Annotated in this window: 11 protein-coding genes and 1 tRNA gene; 5 read left to right on the top strand and 7 right to left on the bottom strand. The window is 69.3% G+C overall.

All coding sequences use genetic code 11. From position 1 onward, the window contains the following. The first annotated feature begins 148 nt into the window (after window positions 1-148). Window positions 149-679, top strand: a complete 531-nt coding sequence (locus ABZT04_RS01535) for an N-acetyltransferase family protein (protein WP_356052118.1) — start codon at window positions 149-151, stop codon at window positions 677-679. 20 nt (window positions 680-699) lie between these two features. On the opposite strand, the gene ABZT04_RS01530 is transcribed toward ABZT04_RS01535, so the two are convergent. Continuing rightward, window positions 700-1,491: a class III extradiol ring-cleavage dioxygenase gene (locus ABZT04_RS01530; RefSeq protein WP_356051589.1), complete on the bottom strand. Its 792-nt coding sequence runs from the start codon at window positions 1,489-1,491 to the stop codon at window positions 700-702. Between the two features lie 96 nt (window positions 1,492-1,587). Between ABZT04_RS01530 and ABZT04_RS01525 the strand changes: the two genes are divergently transcribed. Then, window positions 1,588-2,094, top strand: a complete 507-nt coding sequence (locus tag ABZT04_RS01525) for a MarR family transcriptional regulator (protein ID WP_356051587.1) — start codon at window positions 1,588-1,590, stop codon at window positions 2,092-2,094. A 112-nt stretch (window positions 2,095-2,206) separates the two neighbouring features. Here ABZT04_RS01525 and ABZT04_RS01520 read toward each other — a convergent pair whose 3' ends face one another. Both ABZT04_RS01520 and ABZT04_RS01515 read right to left on the bottom strand, forming a co-directional pair. Beyond that, window positions 2,207-3,772 carry an MFS transporter gene (locus ABZT04_RS01520; protein ID WP_356051585.1) on the bottom strand — a complete coding sequence of 522 codons (1,566 nt, stop codon included), beginning with the start codon at window positions 3,770-3,772 and terminating at the stop codon, window positions 2,207-2,209. Between the two features lie 110 nt (window positions 3,773-3,882). Continuing rightward, on the bottom strand, window positions 3,883-4,527 hold the full coding sequence (locus tag ABZT04_RS01515; RefSeq protein WP_356051583.1) for a TetR/AcrR family transcriptional regulator: 645 nt from the start codon (window positions 4,525-4,527) through the stop codon (window positions 3,883-3,885). A gap of 318 nt (window positions 4,528-4,845) precedes the next feature. Here ABZT04_RS01515 and ABZT04_RS01510 point away from each other — a divergent pair, with 318 nt between their 5' ends. The 3 genes from ABZT04_RS01510 (at window position 4,846) to ABZT04_RS01500 (ending at window position 8,447) form a co-directional block, all read left to right on the top strand. Next, on the top strand, window positions 4,846-6,171 hold the full coding sequence (locus ABZT04_RS01510) for a M6 family metalloprotease domain-containing protein (protein ID WP_356051580.1): 1,326 nt from the start codon (window positions 4,846-4,848) through the stop codon (window positions 6,169-6,171). A gap of 479 nt (window positions 6,172-6,650) precedes the next feature. Then, entirely contained in the window at window positions 6,651-8,306 is a 1,656-nt protein-coding gene (locus ABZT04_RS01505) for an IclR family transcriptional regulator C-terminal domain-containing protein (protein WP_356051578.1), read from the top strand. Between the two features lie 65 nt (window positions 8,307-8,371). Continuing rightward, a tRNA-Arg gene (locus ABZT04_RS01500) sits at window positions 8,372-8,447 on the top strand. Window positions 8,448-8,498: 51 nt separating this feature from the next. Here ABZT04_RS01500 and ABZT04_RS01495 read toward each other — a convergent pair. From ABZT04_RS01495 to ABZT04_RS01480, 4 genes are all read right to left on the bottom strand, one after another. Continuing rightward, entirely contained in the window at window positions 8,499-8,873 is a 375-nt protein-coding gene (locus tag ABZT04_RS01495; protein WP_356051576.1) for a VOC family protein, read from the bottom strand. A 43-nt stretch (window positions 8,874-8,916) separates the two neighbouring features. Further along, window positions 8,917-9,279 carry a VOC family protein gene (locus tag ABZT04_RS01490; protein ID WP_356051575.1) on the bottom strand — a complete coding sequence of 121 codons (363 nt, stop codon included), beginning with the start codon at window positions 9,277-9,279 and terminating at the stop codon, window positions 8,917-8,919. Continuing rightward, the gene (locus tag ABZT04_RS01485; RefSeq protein ID WP_356051574.1) at window positions 9,276-10,130 is read right to left on the bottom strand and encodes a MerR family transcriptional regulator; all 855 of its coding nucleotides are present in this window, start codon (window positions 10,128-10,130) and stop codon (window positions 9,276-9,278) included. The genes ABZT04_RS01490 and ABZT04_RS01485 overlap by 4 nt, the downstream gene beginning before the upstream one ends. 163 nt (window positions 10,131-10,293) lie before the next feature. Further along, complete coding sequence (locus tag ABZT04_RS01480; RefSeq protein WP_356051572.1) at window positions 10,294-13,743, bottom strand: Ig domain-containing protein; 3,450 nt, start codon at window positions 13,741-13,743, stop codon at window positions 10,294-10,296. Window positions 13,744-13,887 lie beyond the last annotated feature (144 nt).

Here is a 13,887-nt window from a genome sequence, read left to right as displayed (position 1 = left end):
GGTGTTCGTCGGATGCTCTTGCTTCGGCACTCTTCTCGTGTGCCCTGCATCTGATGGAAACAACGACTGGAATCCGGACAGAATTCCCGACCCGCTCCCCTATTTTTCTGATCTTGCAGTACCCTGTCCGGCCACAGAGGGAGGCATGATGTCATCGGAGCGTACAGAGGTGCAGGTCAGGCCAGGAGTCGAGAGCGACCTCGATGCCCTCACCGACCTCTACAACCACTACGTACGCGAGACCCCGATCACCTTCGACACCGCCGCCTTCACGCCGGAGGAGCGCCGCCCTTGGCTGCTCTCCCACCCTGAAGACGGCCCATACCGGCTGAAGGTTGCCGTCGACGGGACCTTCCAAGGAAACACACAGCGAATCCTCGGCTACGCCACATCCAGCCCTTACCGGCCCAAGCCCGCCTACTCGACCTCGGTCGAGGTCACCGTCTACCTCGCCCCGGACGCGGGCGGCCGGGGCATCGGAACCCTGCTCTACAAGGCCCTGTTCGCGGATCTGGCGACCGAGGACGTCCACCGGGCGTACGCGGGCATCGCCCAGCCCAACGAAGCGTCCACGCGGCTGCACGAACGCTTCGGCTTCCGGCCCGTCGGCACCTACCGGGAGGTGGGCCGCAAGTTCGGCCGCTACTGGGATGTCGCCTGGTACGAGAAGGAGTTGTAGGTCCCGCGGACCTACGGTCGTCAGCCGAACTGCACCGACCGCTTCGCCATCCCCATCCAGAACCCGTCGATCACCGAGTGCTGCGCGTCCAGTTCGCCGCCCGCCTCCGCCGCGCCCATGGCGACGAACAGCGGTGCGAAGTGCTCGGTGCGCGGGTGGGCGTAGCGCCCGGCCGGTGCCTTGTGGAGGAAGTCCAGCAGGCCGTCCCAGTCGCGGGCCTCCAGGGCGCGCCGGCCCCAGTCGTCGAACTCGGAGGACCAGGTGGGCACTCCCCCGCCGGTGTGGCGCAGGGCGGCCAGGTTGTGGGTGAAGAAGCCGGAGCCGACGATCAGGACGCCCTCGTCGCGCAGCGGGGCGAGCCTGCGCCCGATGTCCATCAGCTTCGCCGGATCGAGGGTCGGCATGGAGACCTGGAGGACCGGGATGTCGGCCGCCGGGAACATCTCGACGAGCGGGACGTACGCCCCGTGGTCGAGGCCGCGGTCCGGGACGTCCTGCACGGGTATGCCCGGGGCGCGCAGCAACTTCCGCACGGATGCGGCGAGTTCGGGGGCGCCCGGGGCGTCGTAGCGGACCTGGTAGTAGTGCTCGGGGAAGCCCCAGAAGTCGTAGACGAGGGGGACCGGGTCGGTAGCGCCGAGGGCGAGGGGGGCCTCCTCCCAGTGGGCGGAGACCATGAGGATCGCCTTGGGACGGGGGAGGTCGGCGGACCAGGCGGCGAGCTCGCCGGGCCAGATCGGGTCGTCCGCGAGGGGCGGCGCGCCGTGGCTGAGGTAGAGGGCGGGCATGCGCTCCGGTGCGGCGGTGGACATCACGGTCACTCCCCATGCTTGAAGTCTCAAACGTCTCGGTACGACCCTACGCCCGATTTGTTTAACCTTCAAGGAGAGCTCTCGTACAGTGGATACATGAATACGGCATCCACCTCCGCTGAACCCCCCTGGCTCTCCGACGAGGAGCAGCGCGTCTGGCGCTTCTACATGCACGCCAGCACCCTCCTGGAGGACCATCTGGACCGCCAGCTCCAGCGGGACGCGGGCATGCCGCACATCTACTACGGCCTCCTCGTCCAGCTCGCCGAGGCCCCGGGCCGCCGGCTGCGGATGACCGAGCTGGCCATGAACGCGAAGATCACCCGCTCCCGCCTCTCGCACGCGATAGCGCGGCTGGAGAAGAACGGGTGGGTGCGCCGCGAGGACTGTCCCTCCGACAAGCGCGGCCAGTTCGCGGTGCTGACCGACGAGGGGTACGAGGTGCTGCGCCGCACCGCGCCGGGCCATGTGGCCGCCGTACGGCAGGCGCTGTTCGAGCGGCTGAGCCCGCAACAGCAGAAGTCCCTCGGCGAGATCATGGAGATCGTCGCCGAGGGACTTCAGCCGAACGAAGCGGGCGCGGACCTGCCCTGGCTCCGCTGAGCCGCTCAACTCAGCCGGAGACCAGGGCAGTTCCTGGGAGTCGTACGTACGGGGCGTCCCCTTCCCCGTACGTACGGATGGTGCGAAGGGGGTACGACCGGGCCGGGCGCCGTCAGTGCGCGACCACCGGCACCTTGAACTCGTCCTCGACGCCGTCACCGGAGGCGACCGGGTCGGAACCCTGCTTGCCCGCGTTGACGAGGACCGAGACGATCGCGGCGGCCGCGACCAGCATGCCCACGGCGAACCAGATGGCGTTGGTGTAGCCGTGCACCTGGCCCTGCAACTGGACGAGCTGCTGCTGGGTCTTGGACGTACCGGCGCCGGCGATGTGGTCCTTGATGTACGCGGTCGTCGCGGAGGCGGCAATCGTGTTCAGCAAGGCCGTACCGATCGCGCCGCCCACCTGCTGCGAGGTGTTGACCATCGCGGAGGCGACACCCGCGTCCCGGGGCTCGACGCCCAGGGTGGCGAGGGACATGGCCGGCATGAACGCCGTACCCATGCCGAGACCGAGCAGCAGCATCGCGGGCAGGATGATCGAGGCGTACGACGAGCCGATCTCCAGCCGCGTCATCAGCAGCATGCCGACCGCGGCGACCAGGAAGCCGGGGCCCATCAGCAGGCGGGCCGGCAGACGGGTCATCAGGCGGGTGCCGATCTGGGTCGAGCCGACCATCATGCCGACGATCATCGGCATGAAGGCGAAGCCGGTCTTGATCGGCGAGAAGCCCTTGACGACCTGGAGGTAGTAGGTCAGGAACAGGAAGGTGCCGAACATCGCGATGATGGCGATGCCGAGCGAGAGGTAGATACCGCCGCGGTTGCGGTCGGTGATGACGCGCAGCGGCAGCAGCGGGGCCTTGACCTTCGCCTCGACGACCACGAACGAGATCAGCAGCACCGCGGAGGCGATGAACAGCCCGACGGTCGTGGTGTCGCCCCAGCCGTCGGACTCGGCGCGGGTGAAGCCGTAGACGAGCGAGACCAGACCGAGGGTGGAGAGCAGGACACCGGGGATGTCGAGCGGGTTGCGGTTGCGGCCGCCCTCCGGCTCACGGATGACGAAGTACGCGCCGAGCGCGGCCACGATGGCGAACGGGATGTTCACAAAGAACGTCCAGCGCCAGTCCAGGTACTCGGTCAGCACACCGCCGAGGATGAAGCCGACGGCGCCGCCGCCACCGGCGATCGCGCCGTAGATGCCGAACGCCTTGGCGCGCTCCTTGGCGTCCGTGAACATCACGGCGAGCAGGGAGAGCGCGGCGGGCGCGAGCAGGGCGCCGAACGCGCCCTGGAGGGCACGGGCGCCGAACATCATGGCGCCGGAGGTGGCGAGACCGCCGAGCGCGGACGCGGCGGCGAAGCCGGTCAGGCCGACGACGAAGGCGCGCTTGCGCCCCCACAGGTCGGCTATGCGGCCGCCGAAGAGGAGGAGTCCGCCGAAGGCGAGGGCGTAGGCCGTGACGACCCACTGCCGGTTGCCGTCGGAGATGCCCAGATCGGTCTGGGCGGACGGGAGGGCGATGTTCACGATGGTCGCGTCGAGCACGACCATCAACTGGGCGAGCGCGATGAACGCGAGCGCTTTCCAGCGGTTGGAATGGGCTTCGTGCTCGGCGGCCTCGGCCGCCTTGTCGAGGGCGCTTGGCGCGCCGCTTCGAGCTGTTTCAGACATGGTGGTACCCACTTCGGGACTTCGTGACGGAAAAATTCGGAAGAAGGACGTCGAAGACGTGGTCGGGGACGCTTGTGGTTGAGACAGGCGAGACGCGCTGAACTAATCGGTCAGGGCTGCCGGAGATCCTCCATCGTCGCGGCCGCGCCGGGCAGGACCGAACGGGCCGGGGCCCTGAGTCCGTCCAGGAACAACTGCAGGTGTCGGTGTACGAAGCGGTCGGCGCTGACGCATCCGGTACCGGCCGGGGGCCTGCTGAGCTGGGCCACGGCGACCATCACGTCACCGACACCCACATCGGGGCGGAGCTGTCCGGCCCGCGTCGCGCGGTCCATGACCTCCCCGATGAGTTCCTCGCCGCGCTCGCGGGCGGCTTCCAGGTCCGGGTGGTACTGGTCGAACGTGCTGGCGACCATCGGGCACAGCGCGCCGATCCGCTCGTCGGCGGCACCGTGCACGAAGCGCTCCAGAGCGGCGAAGGCGTCGCCGGTCTCGGCGAGCGCCTGCTCGGCGGCCTCCGACAGTCGGTCCATGACCGAGCAGACGACCTCGCGGACGAGGGCGTCGCGGTCCGGGAAGTTGCGGTAGAGCGTGGCATTGCCGACGCCGGCCCGGCGGGCGACCTCGTCGAGCGGCACATCCGGGCCGAACTCGACGAACATCTCGCGGGCGGCGGTGACGATCCGCTCCCGGTTGCGCAAAGCGTCGGCGCGCGGCCGGGTCGCCTTTCGCTGTACGGGGGTCGCGGTCGTCACGGCGTGCTCCTGAAGGTCTTGCGTTACTGGTGGCGATCCGGGGATGGAGTCCCCGTTTCGCTCGGACACATGGCTAAACGGGGAAACGGTCCCCGGTTATTTCCCACTCAGCGGGACTTCTGATGTGACCTGAGTCACATTTCGTTTGGACTCCTGCTGGGCCCCCGCCGTCTCCCCGGCGGCCTCCCGTTCGGCCCCCTACCGGCAAGAAACACACGGTCGGTCTCCTCCAGCGCGCGCCCCCGCACCACACGACACAGGGTGATCGAAAGGGTGCAGCCCGAGACCGGCGGCTGCCGTGGCGCGAAGGGTCCCTGCATGCAGCCCAGTTGTCGGATACGCCCGCGCCGCGTGGCCGCCCTCGCGTCCGTGACCGTCCTGACCCTCGCGGTCAGCACCTCGGCGGGTACCGGACACCTCACCGCGGGCGCCATGACGGCGGCGGGCCCGGCCGCGCTCGCCCGCACCTCCGCACTCGGCCCCTGCATGATCAACGGCCCCACCGACGTCGAGATGTCCGAGGGCATCCCCACCCCCGGCGGCTACTCCCGCTCCACCGGCACGGTCCACGCCCTGACCCTGATGGTCGACTTCTCCGACGCCCCCGGCCAGGGCGGCGCCATGGACCGCTACCGCGAGTTCTTCCCCCAGACCCAGAACTGGTTCCGCACCAGCTCCTACGGCCGCCTCGACTACCGCCCCGAGACCCCGGTCGACCACTGGCTGCGCATGCCCAAGCCCTTCAAGTCCTACGGCATAGAGCGCGGCGCGCCCTTCGACCCCGGGTACCGGCAGTTCGTCCAGGACATCGTGGCCGCGGCGGACCCGACGGTGGACTTCCGCCAGTACGACCTCCTGAACGTCCTGGTCACCCCGAACGCCGGGCCGTCCGCCCTGGACACCGTCCTCTCCGTGACATTCGCCGGCAACACGGAGGCCCCGGTCGCGGACGGCGTCCCGGTCGCCAACGCCTCCTTCGTCTACTCCCGCCAGGACGACGGCTCCGGCACCTACTCCCGGACCGGCTACCGCGTCCTCCCCCACGAGAACGGCCACACCTTCGGCCTGCCCGACCTCTACACCCAGTCGGGCGGAGGCGCGGTCGGCCACTGGGACATCATGAGCGAGGACTGGGGCGCCGACAACGACTTCCTCGGCTGGCACAAGTGGAAGCTGGGCTGGCTCGACCCGTCCCAGGTCGACTGCGCGAAGACCCGGGGCACCACGGAGTACACCCTCACCCCGCTGGAACTCCCCGGCGGCTCCGGCACCTCCGGCGGCTCCGGCGCGAAGCTCATCTTCATCCCCCTCGACCGCCGCACCGGCTACGCGCTGGAACTCCGCGCCCACGAAGGCAACGACGAGGCGGTCTGCCGACCCGGGGTCCTCATCTACAAGGTCGAGACGGACGTCGACACGGGCATGGGCCCGGTGAAGGTCTACGACGCGCACCCCGACAGCGGGGGCTGCACCCGGAGCCCGAACGTCCACGCCGAGTTGTCGGACGCGCCGTTCGGAGTGGGGGAAACGTTCCGGGATCCGAGGAGGGGGGTTCGGGTGGAGGTCCTCGGGGTGGATGCGGCGGGGAACTACCGGGTGGGGGTCAGTCGGGAGCCGGGCTCGTGGGGAGTGGGGTCGCCGTAGGGCTGTCGGGGCGGGGGCGTCGAGTGCTGGTGCGGCGGGTGCAGGAGGCGGGTCCACGAGGCGGGGTACGGAACGTTCGCACCGGGTCGGCGGTCGGCGGTGATCGTGGGGCGAGGCCTACCGACGTGTCGCAGCGATGACGACGCCGGGCGCGGGCTTCCCGCCGAGCAACCGGTGACGGTCCGGGGCGCGGGCCTGCAACAGAGCCAGCGGCCGAGACGACACCGGGCGCGGGCCCACCACGGAAACATCGGCGTTCTGGTGCCGGACGCAGGCCCCCCGCAACGCTTTCAGCCGCGACGACACAGGGCCTGAGCCCACCGCAGGACCACCAGCGTGACGCTGCCGGACGCGGCCCCGCCGACGAGCCACCAGCCGCACCGGCCACACGCGGGCCCCCCCGCAGAACCTGCGCAGCCGTAGCGACACCCCGCGCGGGCTTACCGTAGGGCTGTCGAGATTGCCGTACCGGAGAGTCGATGCCCGCTGATATCGCCGATGCCCGTCCGCTTGTCGAAGCCGTGCCCGCCGAGGCGGTCGCTCCGTTGATTCGGGGGGTCGCGGTGTTGCGGCAACTGACCGATGCGGGCGGCACGTTGAGCCTCAGTGGGATGGAGCGGGCCACCGGACTCGCCCGGTCCACCGTCGACCGGATCACCGCGACGCTCGCCCGTGTGGGATACGTCCGTCTCGACGGCCGGGACGCGGTTCTCACCCCTCGGGTCATGGAACTGGGCAACGCCTATCTGGCCGCGCTGCGGCTGCCCTCGCTGCTGGACGCCCGTGCGGACGCGCTGGCCGACGAGTTGGACGAGTCGGTGTCGTTGGCGGTGGCCGACCGGGACGGGATCCGCTTCATCCACCAGGCGACCCGGCGCCGCGCGATGTCCCTGAGCTTCCGCATCGGCGACCTGCTGCCGGCCGAACGCACCGCGCCCGGACCGCTGTTCGCGACGGAGTGGACGGAACGGGACTGGGCGCGCTGGCGGGAGCGCCGGGCGGCGGACCCGGCGGACCGGGGTTTCCCGGCCGTCCCCCTGCGGTCGTCGTCCCCGGGACCCGACTTCGAACGATCCGCCGTACAGGCCCGCGAGGACGGCTGGGCGTTGGACGACCAACTGATCGAACCGGGGCTGGTGGCTCTGTCCGTACCCGTACGGGACCCCCGTACCGGCGCGATCGCGTGTGTGGCGAGCATCGTGAGCCATACGAGCCGGCACACGGCGGAGGATCTGCGGGACTCGCTGCTGCCGCGGCTCCGGGCGGCGGTGCGGACGATGGAGGAGGACCTGCGCGAAGCGCCCGAGGGCGATGCCGTCGCCGCCCCCTCCGGGCTGGCGACCTGGACGGGCGCGTCCAAGCAGGAGTTGGGCCGGGAGTTCGTCGAGTCCCTGGCCCGCGGGCTGACAGTCCTGACCGCCTTCGGCGCAGGCCGCGCCGAGCTGACCCTGACCGAGGTCGCCCAGGCCACGGGCCTGGCACGGGCCACCGCGCGCAGGGCCCTGATCACCTACGAGCACCTGGGCCTGGTGACCCCGTCGGGCGACCGCCGCTTCGCCCTGACCCCCCGGGTCCTGGCCCTCGGCTTCCCGCCCCTGTCCCGTGCGACCCTGCCCGACCTCGCGCTCCCCCACCTCACCGCCCTCACGACCCGCATCCACGAGTCGGCGTCCCTGGCGATCCTCGTGGACCAGGACATCCAGTACACGGCCCGGGTCGCCACGAGCCGGGTGATGAGCGTGAACCTCGCGGTCGGCACCCGGCTCCCGGCGTACGCGACGGCACTTGGCCGCGTGCTCCTGGCGGAAGGCCCGGCGGACCCGGGTGAGCTGCGCGCCCTGACCCCGCACACCGTGACCGACCCGGCGGCCCTGGCAGCGGCCCTGGAAACGGTCCGTTGCCAGGGTTACGCCTTGGTCGAGGAGGAGTTGGAGGTAGGCCTCCGCTCGATCGCCGTACCGGTCCGCGACCACACGGGCCGGGTCGTCGCCGCCCTCAACACGGCGACCCATGTGGCCCGCCGGACGACCGAGGAGTGCGTGCGGGACATCCTGCCCGAGCTGAAGATCACGGCGGGGCGGATCGAGGCGGATCTGCGGGTGACGGGGCGGTTCACACGGGTGCCGGTGTCCTGACCCCGCCCCCGCAGAACCGGGCGGCATCGGCCTACCCGAATCCGCTACCCTGTCCACAGCGTCCCGCCTTCGTAGCTCAGGGGATAGAGCACGGCTCTCCTAAAGCCGGTGTCGCAGGTTCGAATCCTGCCGAGGGCACCAGACAGAAAGGCCCCGGACCGAGATCGGTCCGGGGCCTTTTTCAGTTGTCCCTCACTCGGACTTCCAGGTCGCGAGGTTGAACGGGTTGCCCTCCGGGTCGGCGAGCACGCTCAGGCGGATCGGGGGGAGGTAGGCCTCGTTGATCAGCTGGGCGCCGAGGCCGGTCAAGCGCTTGGTCTCCTCGTCGTGGTCGTCCGTGAGCAGGGTCGGACGGAAGCCGCCCGTGCCCTTCGTGGCCTCGGCGGACGGGTGGAAGATCATCTGGAGGCCACTCCCCGTGTCGGGGGCGTCGACCGTCATGACCCCGGGGGTCGCGCCCGGGGTCACCGGGCGGCCGAGGGCCTTTCCCCAGAAGTCCGCCAGGCCCGCGGGATCGGCGGAGTCGATGTTCACGGATGCGAAACTCAGGCTGACAGCGGTGGTCATGGCTGATTCCTTTTCTTCGGGTGGGTTCGTGGCCGCGGCGGGATTACGACGCCTCGGCGATCAGGTCGAATTCGTTGCCTTCGGGGTCCAGGAGAGTGGTCCAGCGCATGCTGCCCATCTCGATGTCCTCCTTCCGGCTCGCACCGAGGCCGATCAGCCGCTCGGTCTCCGCCTCGAGGTCCGCGGTGATGAGGTCCGGGTGCATCCGGTTCTTCACCGTCTTGCCTTCGGGGACCTGGGCGAAGCACCAGCGGGGCTCGGTCCGGCCGGAGTCCCCCATACCGATGGAGGCGAACGCCTTGCCCGCGCCCGGATCCAGTTCCTGGCCGAGCGCCCGCGCCCAGAACTCGCCGAGTCCGGCGGCGTCCGCGCAGTCGAAGGTCACTGCGAACAGTCGGTTCGTCATGATTCCTTTTCTCCTCTTCTGGAGAGCACCGGCCAGCACACCTCGGTGACCAGACCGTGCTCGTTGTCCGTGTCGAACCGGCTCACCAGGTAGTTCTCCCGGATCGCCGTGCGTGTGCGCGAACCCATGCCCTGTTCGGCGACGAAGCCGCCCAGCGCGGCATAGGTCCGGTCGAGCTCCCGCAGCGGGCCGTTGTGCACCGTCACCGCCATGGGGCCTTCGGGCAGCGGGTCCCCGGCGTGGTCGATGTGGCCTGCGGCGGCGCTGAGCGGGATGAAGGCGGTGACCTCGCCGACGTGCGACTCGAAGATCTCGGCGCTGTAGATCGCGCCGTCCGGGCCCCCGCGCAGAGCGGTGTCCGAGCCGATCCGCCGACGCAGGTCGGTGAGTGTGTCGGGCAGCCACTCGAAGACCTCGTTCCAGGTCACCCGCGCGCTCGCCATGAGGGCCGGCCCGGCGGCAGGTGTCCGGAAGTCGACGTTCAGCGGGTGTGGTCCACCCCCCTCAAGAAGCTGACGCAGCGACGCCACGGCCGACCGGGTCTGCTCCAACTGGCGTTCCATGCCGCGCAGATGATCGGCGATGATCTCGTCCCGTACCGTCGGATCGGTCGCCTCCAGCACGACCTTGATCCGGTCCAGCGGCATGTCCAGATCCCGGAAGCGCCGGATGAGCTGCGCTGTGGGGGCCTGTGCCGTGGCGTAGAACCGGTATCCGCTGCCCGGGTCGATCCGCGCGGGACTCAGCAGGCCCAGATCGTGGTAGTGGCGCAGCGCCTTGACGCTGACATGGGTCAGCCGAGAGAACTCCCCGATGCTCAACAGAGCAGCCCGTTCGTCCAGCGCGCTCATCGAGGGACCTCCTTCCAGTCGTCGTCCGGCCGATGCCAAGACTCTCCACTCTCCCTTTACAGGAGAGTCAAATGAGGCTCGTACGGGGGAAGTTCGGGACCTGGAAGCGCGCCGGAGCCGGCCACCGCGTGGAGATGCGGTGGCCGGCTCAGGAGGTATCGCCTTACTGAGCTGCCGAGTCGAGCCGCAGCAGCCGGACCTCGGCGAGGTTGGTGAAGCCGCCGTGACCGTCGTAGATCCGCAGCAGTGGTGTCGTCGTGCGCTGGGGGAACTTGAAGGTGTACCAGTCCTGGTCGCTGGTCATGCCGTTGACCGTCACGAGGGTCTTCCAGGTCTGGCCGCCGTCGGTGGAGCTCTGGATCAGGGTGCCGTTGCCCCGGCTGACGAACGTGGCTCTCGGGTGGACCATCACCGCGTCGAGGGTGAGGGAGGAGCCGTCGGCCGGTTTGACGCTCACCCAGCCGTTGCCCGAGGTGGTGTCCGTGGCGGTGGTGAGGTCGCCGTCGAACATCCGCCAGCCGTTGGCCGCCGTCGTGCCGACGCCTGGGAACTGCGCGCTGGACGCGTCCACCCAGCTCTGGGCGACCGGCACCTCCGATACGTGGGTGTTCCAGAGGGCCAGGGTCGAGCCGTCGGTCGTGGTGGTGACCGTCGAGCAGGTGCGGCCGTCCGTCGTCGTGCAGTCGACCGTGAAGCGCAGGGCGCGGCCGAAGTCGACGTCGTCGGGTAGGACGGCCGTGGCCTGCCAGTGTTCGCCGTCGGTGTGGGTGAGCTTCGCGGTGACCCCCTCGATCTTCGCCTGTACGTCGGCCAGTTGCTCGGTGGCGGTCAGGTCGAGCCGTACGGTGTCGCCGTTGACGGCCTTGCCGGTGTCCGGGTCGTCGGAGGAGAGCGACACCGACGACAGGGGCTGCGCGGTCTCCACCCGTTCGCCGTGGATACGGAACTCGCTGAACGACGACAGGCCGGGATAGTTCGGGTCGGTCGGGATGCCCGGGTCGTCGACCTGGATCTTGAGGTAGCGGAACGACTCGTCCTTGACCTCGGGCCGGACCGGGATGGTCTCCATCGGGAACGTCGGAGTCGTGTCGGTGGTCTCCCGCGAGGTCAGCAGGGTCCAGGTGTAACCGTCGTTAGAGCCATAGACGTTGGCGCCCTGGGAGCGGTTGGCGAAGTTGTAGCGGGCCCGCAGCCCGAAGGAGTCGGCCCGCACGCGGTAGCCGGCGCCGAAGTCCATGGTGGACGGGGCCGTCAGATCGCCGGAGAAGGTGTTGACGTCGTCATCGGTCATGTTCCATACGGCGGTGGCGGGGAGGGATGAAGTGACCGCGCCCGTGTAGTCGAGGGTGCCGTCGGGCAGCTTCGGGTTCAGCAACTTCAGCCCCGCTACGGCACTTTGGAGATCGGCCAGCGCGGTCAGGAATGCGGTGTCGTCGGCCGTGCTGAGAGCCCCCTGGGCGGAGGCCAGCGAAGTCTCGTATGTCTGGCGCGACTTGGTGACGTACGTGGCTTTCGCATCGAAACCGGACTCCGCCAGCTTCAGTGCCTCCTGCCGGTCGCCGGCGACCTTCAGGGTGACGGCGAGGACGGTGTCGACCTTGCTGCCGGAGGCCACGACGCTGGTGTGGAAGGTCCCCTGCTGAGCCTTGGCAGGGGTCCAACCGAACTGCCCCGTCGCCTCGTTGACGGTCGCGCCCTTCGGCAGGCCCGGCGCGGTGTACGTGATGGTGTCGCCCGCGGCGGGGGTCGCGGCCAGCGAACGCTGAAGCGCCGTGCCGGCCACGCCGATCAGCGTGGTCCGCTGTCCCTGGGGGAAGGTCGGGGTGCCGAGTTGCGCCTTGGCCTGGAGGTTGACGCTGTCGACGTCGACCGTCGCGCCGGAGACGCCGGTGATCGTGTAGTAGGCGAGGTTCTCGCCACCCGTGCTTCCGGGTACGACGGCGTAGTCCATGTCGTAGGTGACGTACCGCCAACTGCCATGCGTATCAGGAATGTTGACGGTCCCGTACGGCGCCAGCGACATGTTCTTGCGGAGTTGGAGGGTCGCCGGGCCCGTCGTGCGGACCAGGACGCCGACCGGGCTGGATCCGTTGCGGTTGTCGTACATCAGGGTGCGGACGGCGATGGTCGTGCCCTTTTTCGACGCCGTCATCCGTACGACGTCGTGTCCGTCGTCCGCCTCGTGGATCTTGGAGCGGCTGTCCAGGGCGATGCTGCGCTGCGCCAACGAGACCAGTGGCGTGGTCTGTTGGGGGCGGGTCTCACCGGCGGTGCGCGCGGGCAGTGAGAGCCAGTAGTCCGGGTTGTAGTCGGGGTTGCTGTTCCAGAAGTTGTAGGCGGCCGTGCCCCAGTACAACTTCGGTCCGTCTGCCTGTGCGTGGACCTGGGCGACGCTGGGGGCCTGCTTCTCGACGTTCACACCGAGGTCGTAGCGGTAGACGTCGTAGAGCTCGTCGATCGGGTCGAAGAGCCGTCCCCGATAGGCCTCCGAGACCTTGCCCGGCCCTCCGGTGGTGTCTATCCAGGGGATCGTGCGGCCCATCATGTGGGCGTAGTACGCGTCGAGTCCGGCGAGCAGGCGGTCGTTGCCGAAGCGGTACGGGGACACCGCGTTCCGCTTCGTGGAGACCTTGCCGGTGACCGGGTCCAGGAGGGTGCCCTGCACGGTGAGCAGGCGGGCGCTCTCGGCCAGGGCGTTGATGCCGTCCCAGGCGTGGGCCTGGTCGCGGCCCATCTCCTGCTCCTGTACGAAGGAGTGGCCGTAGGGGTTGAGGGGGTCGCTCGCCTTGATCTCACGGATCAGGGAGGTGAGCCCGCCGTTGGTGTTCTTGTCGGGGTTGCCGGAGTTGACCGAGAACCACTCGACCGTACGGTCGTATCCGGTGCGGTCGTCGGTGAAGAGGTAGCCGGCCAGCTCGCCGACGACGGGGTAGGTCTGCTGGCTCATGAAGAACGTGTTGCCGTACAGCAGGGTGTTGATGACCGGTGTCACCAGGTTCTTCGTGAGGTTGGTGGTGTCCGCGTCGGTCCAGGTGGTGTCGTAGCCGTCGGACGTGGCGTTGACGCTGGAGTAGCGGAAGATCTCGGCGGCGGCGAGCATGCGCATCAGCGGGATGGGGGCGTGGATGTGGTCGTCGGGGTAGTTGGCGATCTTCGCCGGGTCCATGTGGGACCAAGTGCGGATGATGTGCATGCCGTTGGCGCGGTAGACGGGGTCACCGGTGATGAAGTAGCGGATGGCCTGGGTGTAGGCGCCGAAGGCGTCCTCGATGAACTGGGCTTCCACGCCCTGGGAGTTGAACGCGTCCGTCTTCGGAGTGTCCACCTGTGAGCCCTTGTTGACGGGGGCGAGGGTGGCGGAGGCGTACTTGGTTTCCAGCATCGCCGAGTAGTAGGAGGCCCACGGTTCCGCGCCGGCGAGCACCTGACTGCGGGCCTGTTCCAGGTCGGACGCGCTGACGGCGATTCCGGGGTGGACGAATCCGGCGGCGCTGGTGACCTGGTTCAGGATGACGGTGGGGAACGCGTCCTGCGGGGCGGAGGTCGCCGCGCTCGCCGGTGTCGCCGACAGCGCCGGGATCATGACCACCAGCAGCGCACAGAGCGCGGTCACCGTCCCCCACCATCGGGCGGCCCCGCGCCCGCCGTGCCATCTCGCCGGTCTCCGCCGTATGCAACTCTTCATCGAGTCAGGCACCTCGCTTGAGAAAACGGTTTCTGTGAAGGTAGGGGCGCGTTGTTGTGAGGGGCAAGGAGT

The organism is Streptomyces sp. NPDC005492 (genome assembly GCF_040605995.1).
In the GTDB taxonomy this organism is placed as follows: Bacteria; Actinomycetota; Actinomycetes; order Streptomycetales; family Streptomycetaceae; genus Streptomyces.
Note: the sequence above shows the minus strand (reverse complement) of the source record. Positions and strands in the feature narration are given on the sequence as shown.

What these genes read in the sequence shown, in the direction of transcription:
- ABZT04_RS01485 (WP_356051574.1), bottom strand. Translation starts at nt 10,130, where the DNA reads ATGAGCGCGCTGGACGAACGGGCTGCTCTGTTGAGCATCGGGGAGTTC.
- ABZT04_RS01530 (WP_356051589.1), bottom strand. Translation starts at nt 1,491, where the DNA reads ATGTCCACCGCCGCACCGGAGCGCATGCCCGCCCTCTACCTCAGCCAC.
- ABZT04_RS01490 (WP_356051575.1), bottom strand. Translation starts at nt 9,279, where the DNA reads ATGACGAACCGACTGTTCGCAGTGACCTTCGACTGCGCGGACGCCGCC.
- ABZT04_RS01510 (WP_356051580.1), top strand. Translation starts at nt 4,846, where the DNA reads ATGCAGCCCAGTTGTCGGATACGCCCGCGCCGCGTGGCCGCCCTCGCG.
- ABZT04_RS01505 (WP_356051578.1), top strand. Translation starts at nt 6,651, where the DNA reads ATGCCCGCTGATATCGCCGATGCCCGTCCGCTTGTCGAAGCCGTGCCC.
- ABZT04_RS01520 (WP_356051585.1), bottom strand. Translation starts at nt 3,772, where the DNA reads ATGTCTGAAACAGCTCGAAGCGGCGCGCCAAGCGCCCTCGACAAGGCG.
- ABZT04_RS01535 (WP_356052118.1), top strand. Translation starts at nt 149, where the DNA reads ATGTCATCGGAGCGTACAGAGGTGCAGGTCAGGCCAGGAGTCGAGAGC.
- ABZT04_RS01525 (WP_356051587.1), top strand. Translation starts at nt 1,588, where the DNA reads ATGAATACGGCATCCACCTCCGCTGAACCCCCCTGGCTCTCCGACGAG.
- ABZT04_RS01495 (WP_356051576.1), bottom strand. Translation starts at nt 8,873, where the DNA reads ATGACCACCGCTGTCAGCCTGAGTTTCGCATCCGTGAACATCGACTCC.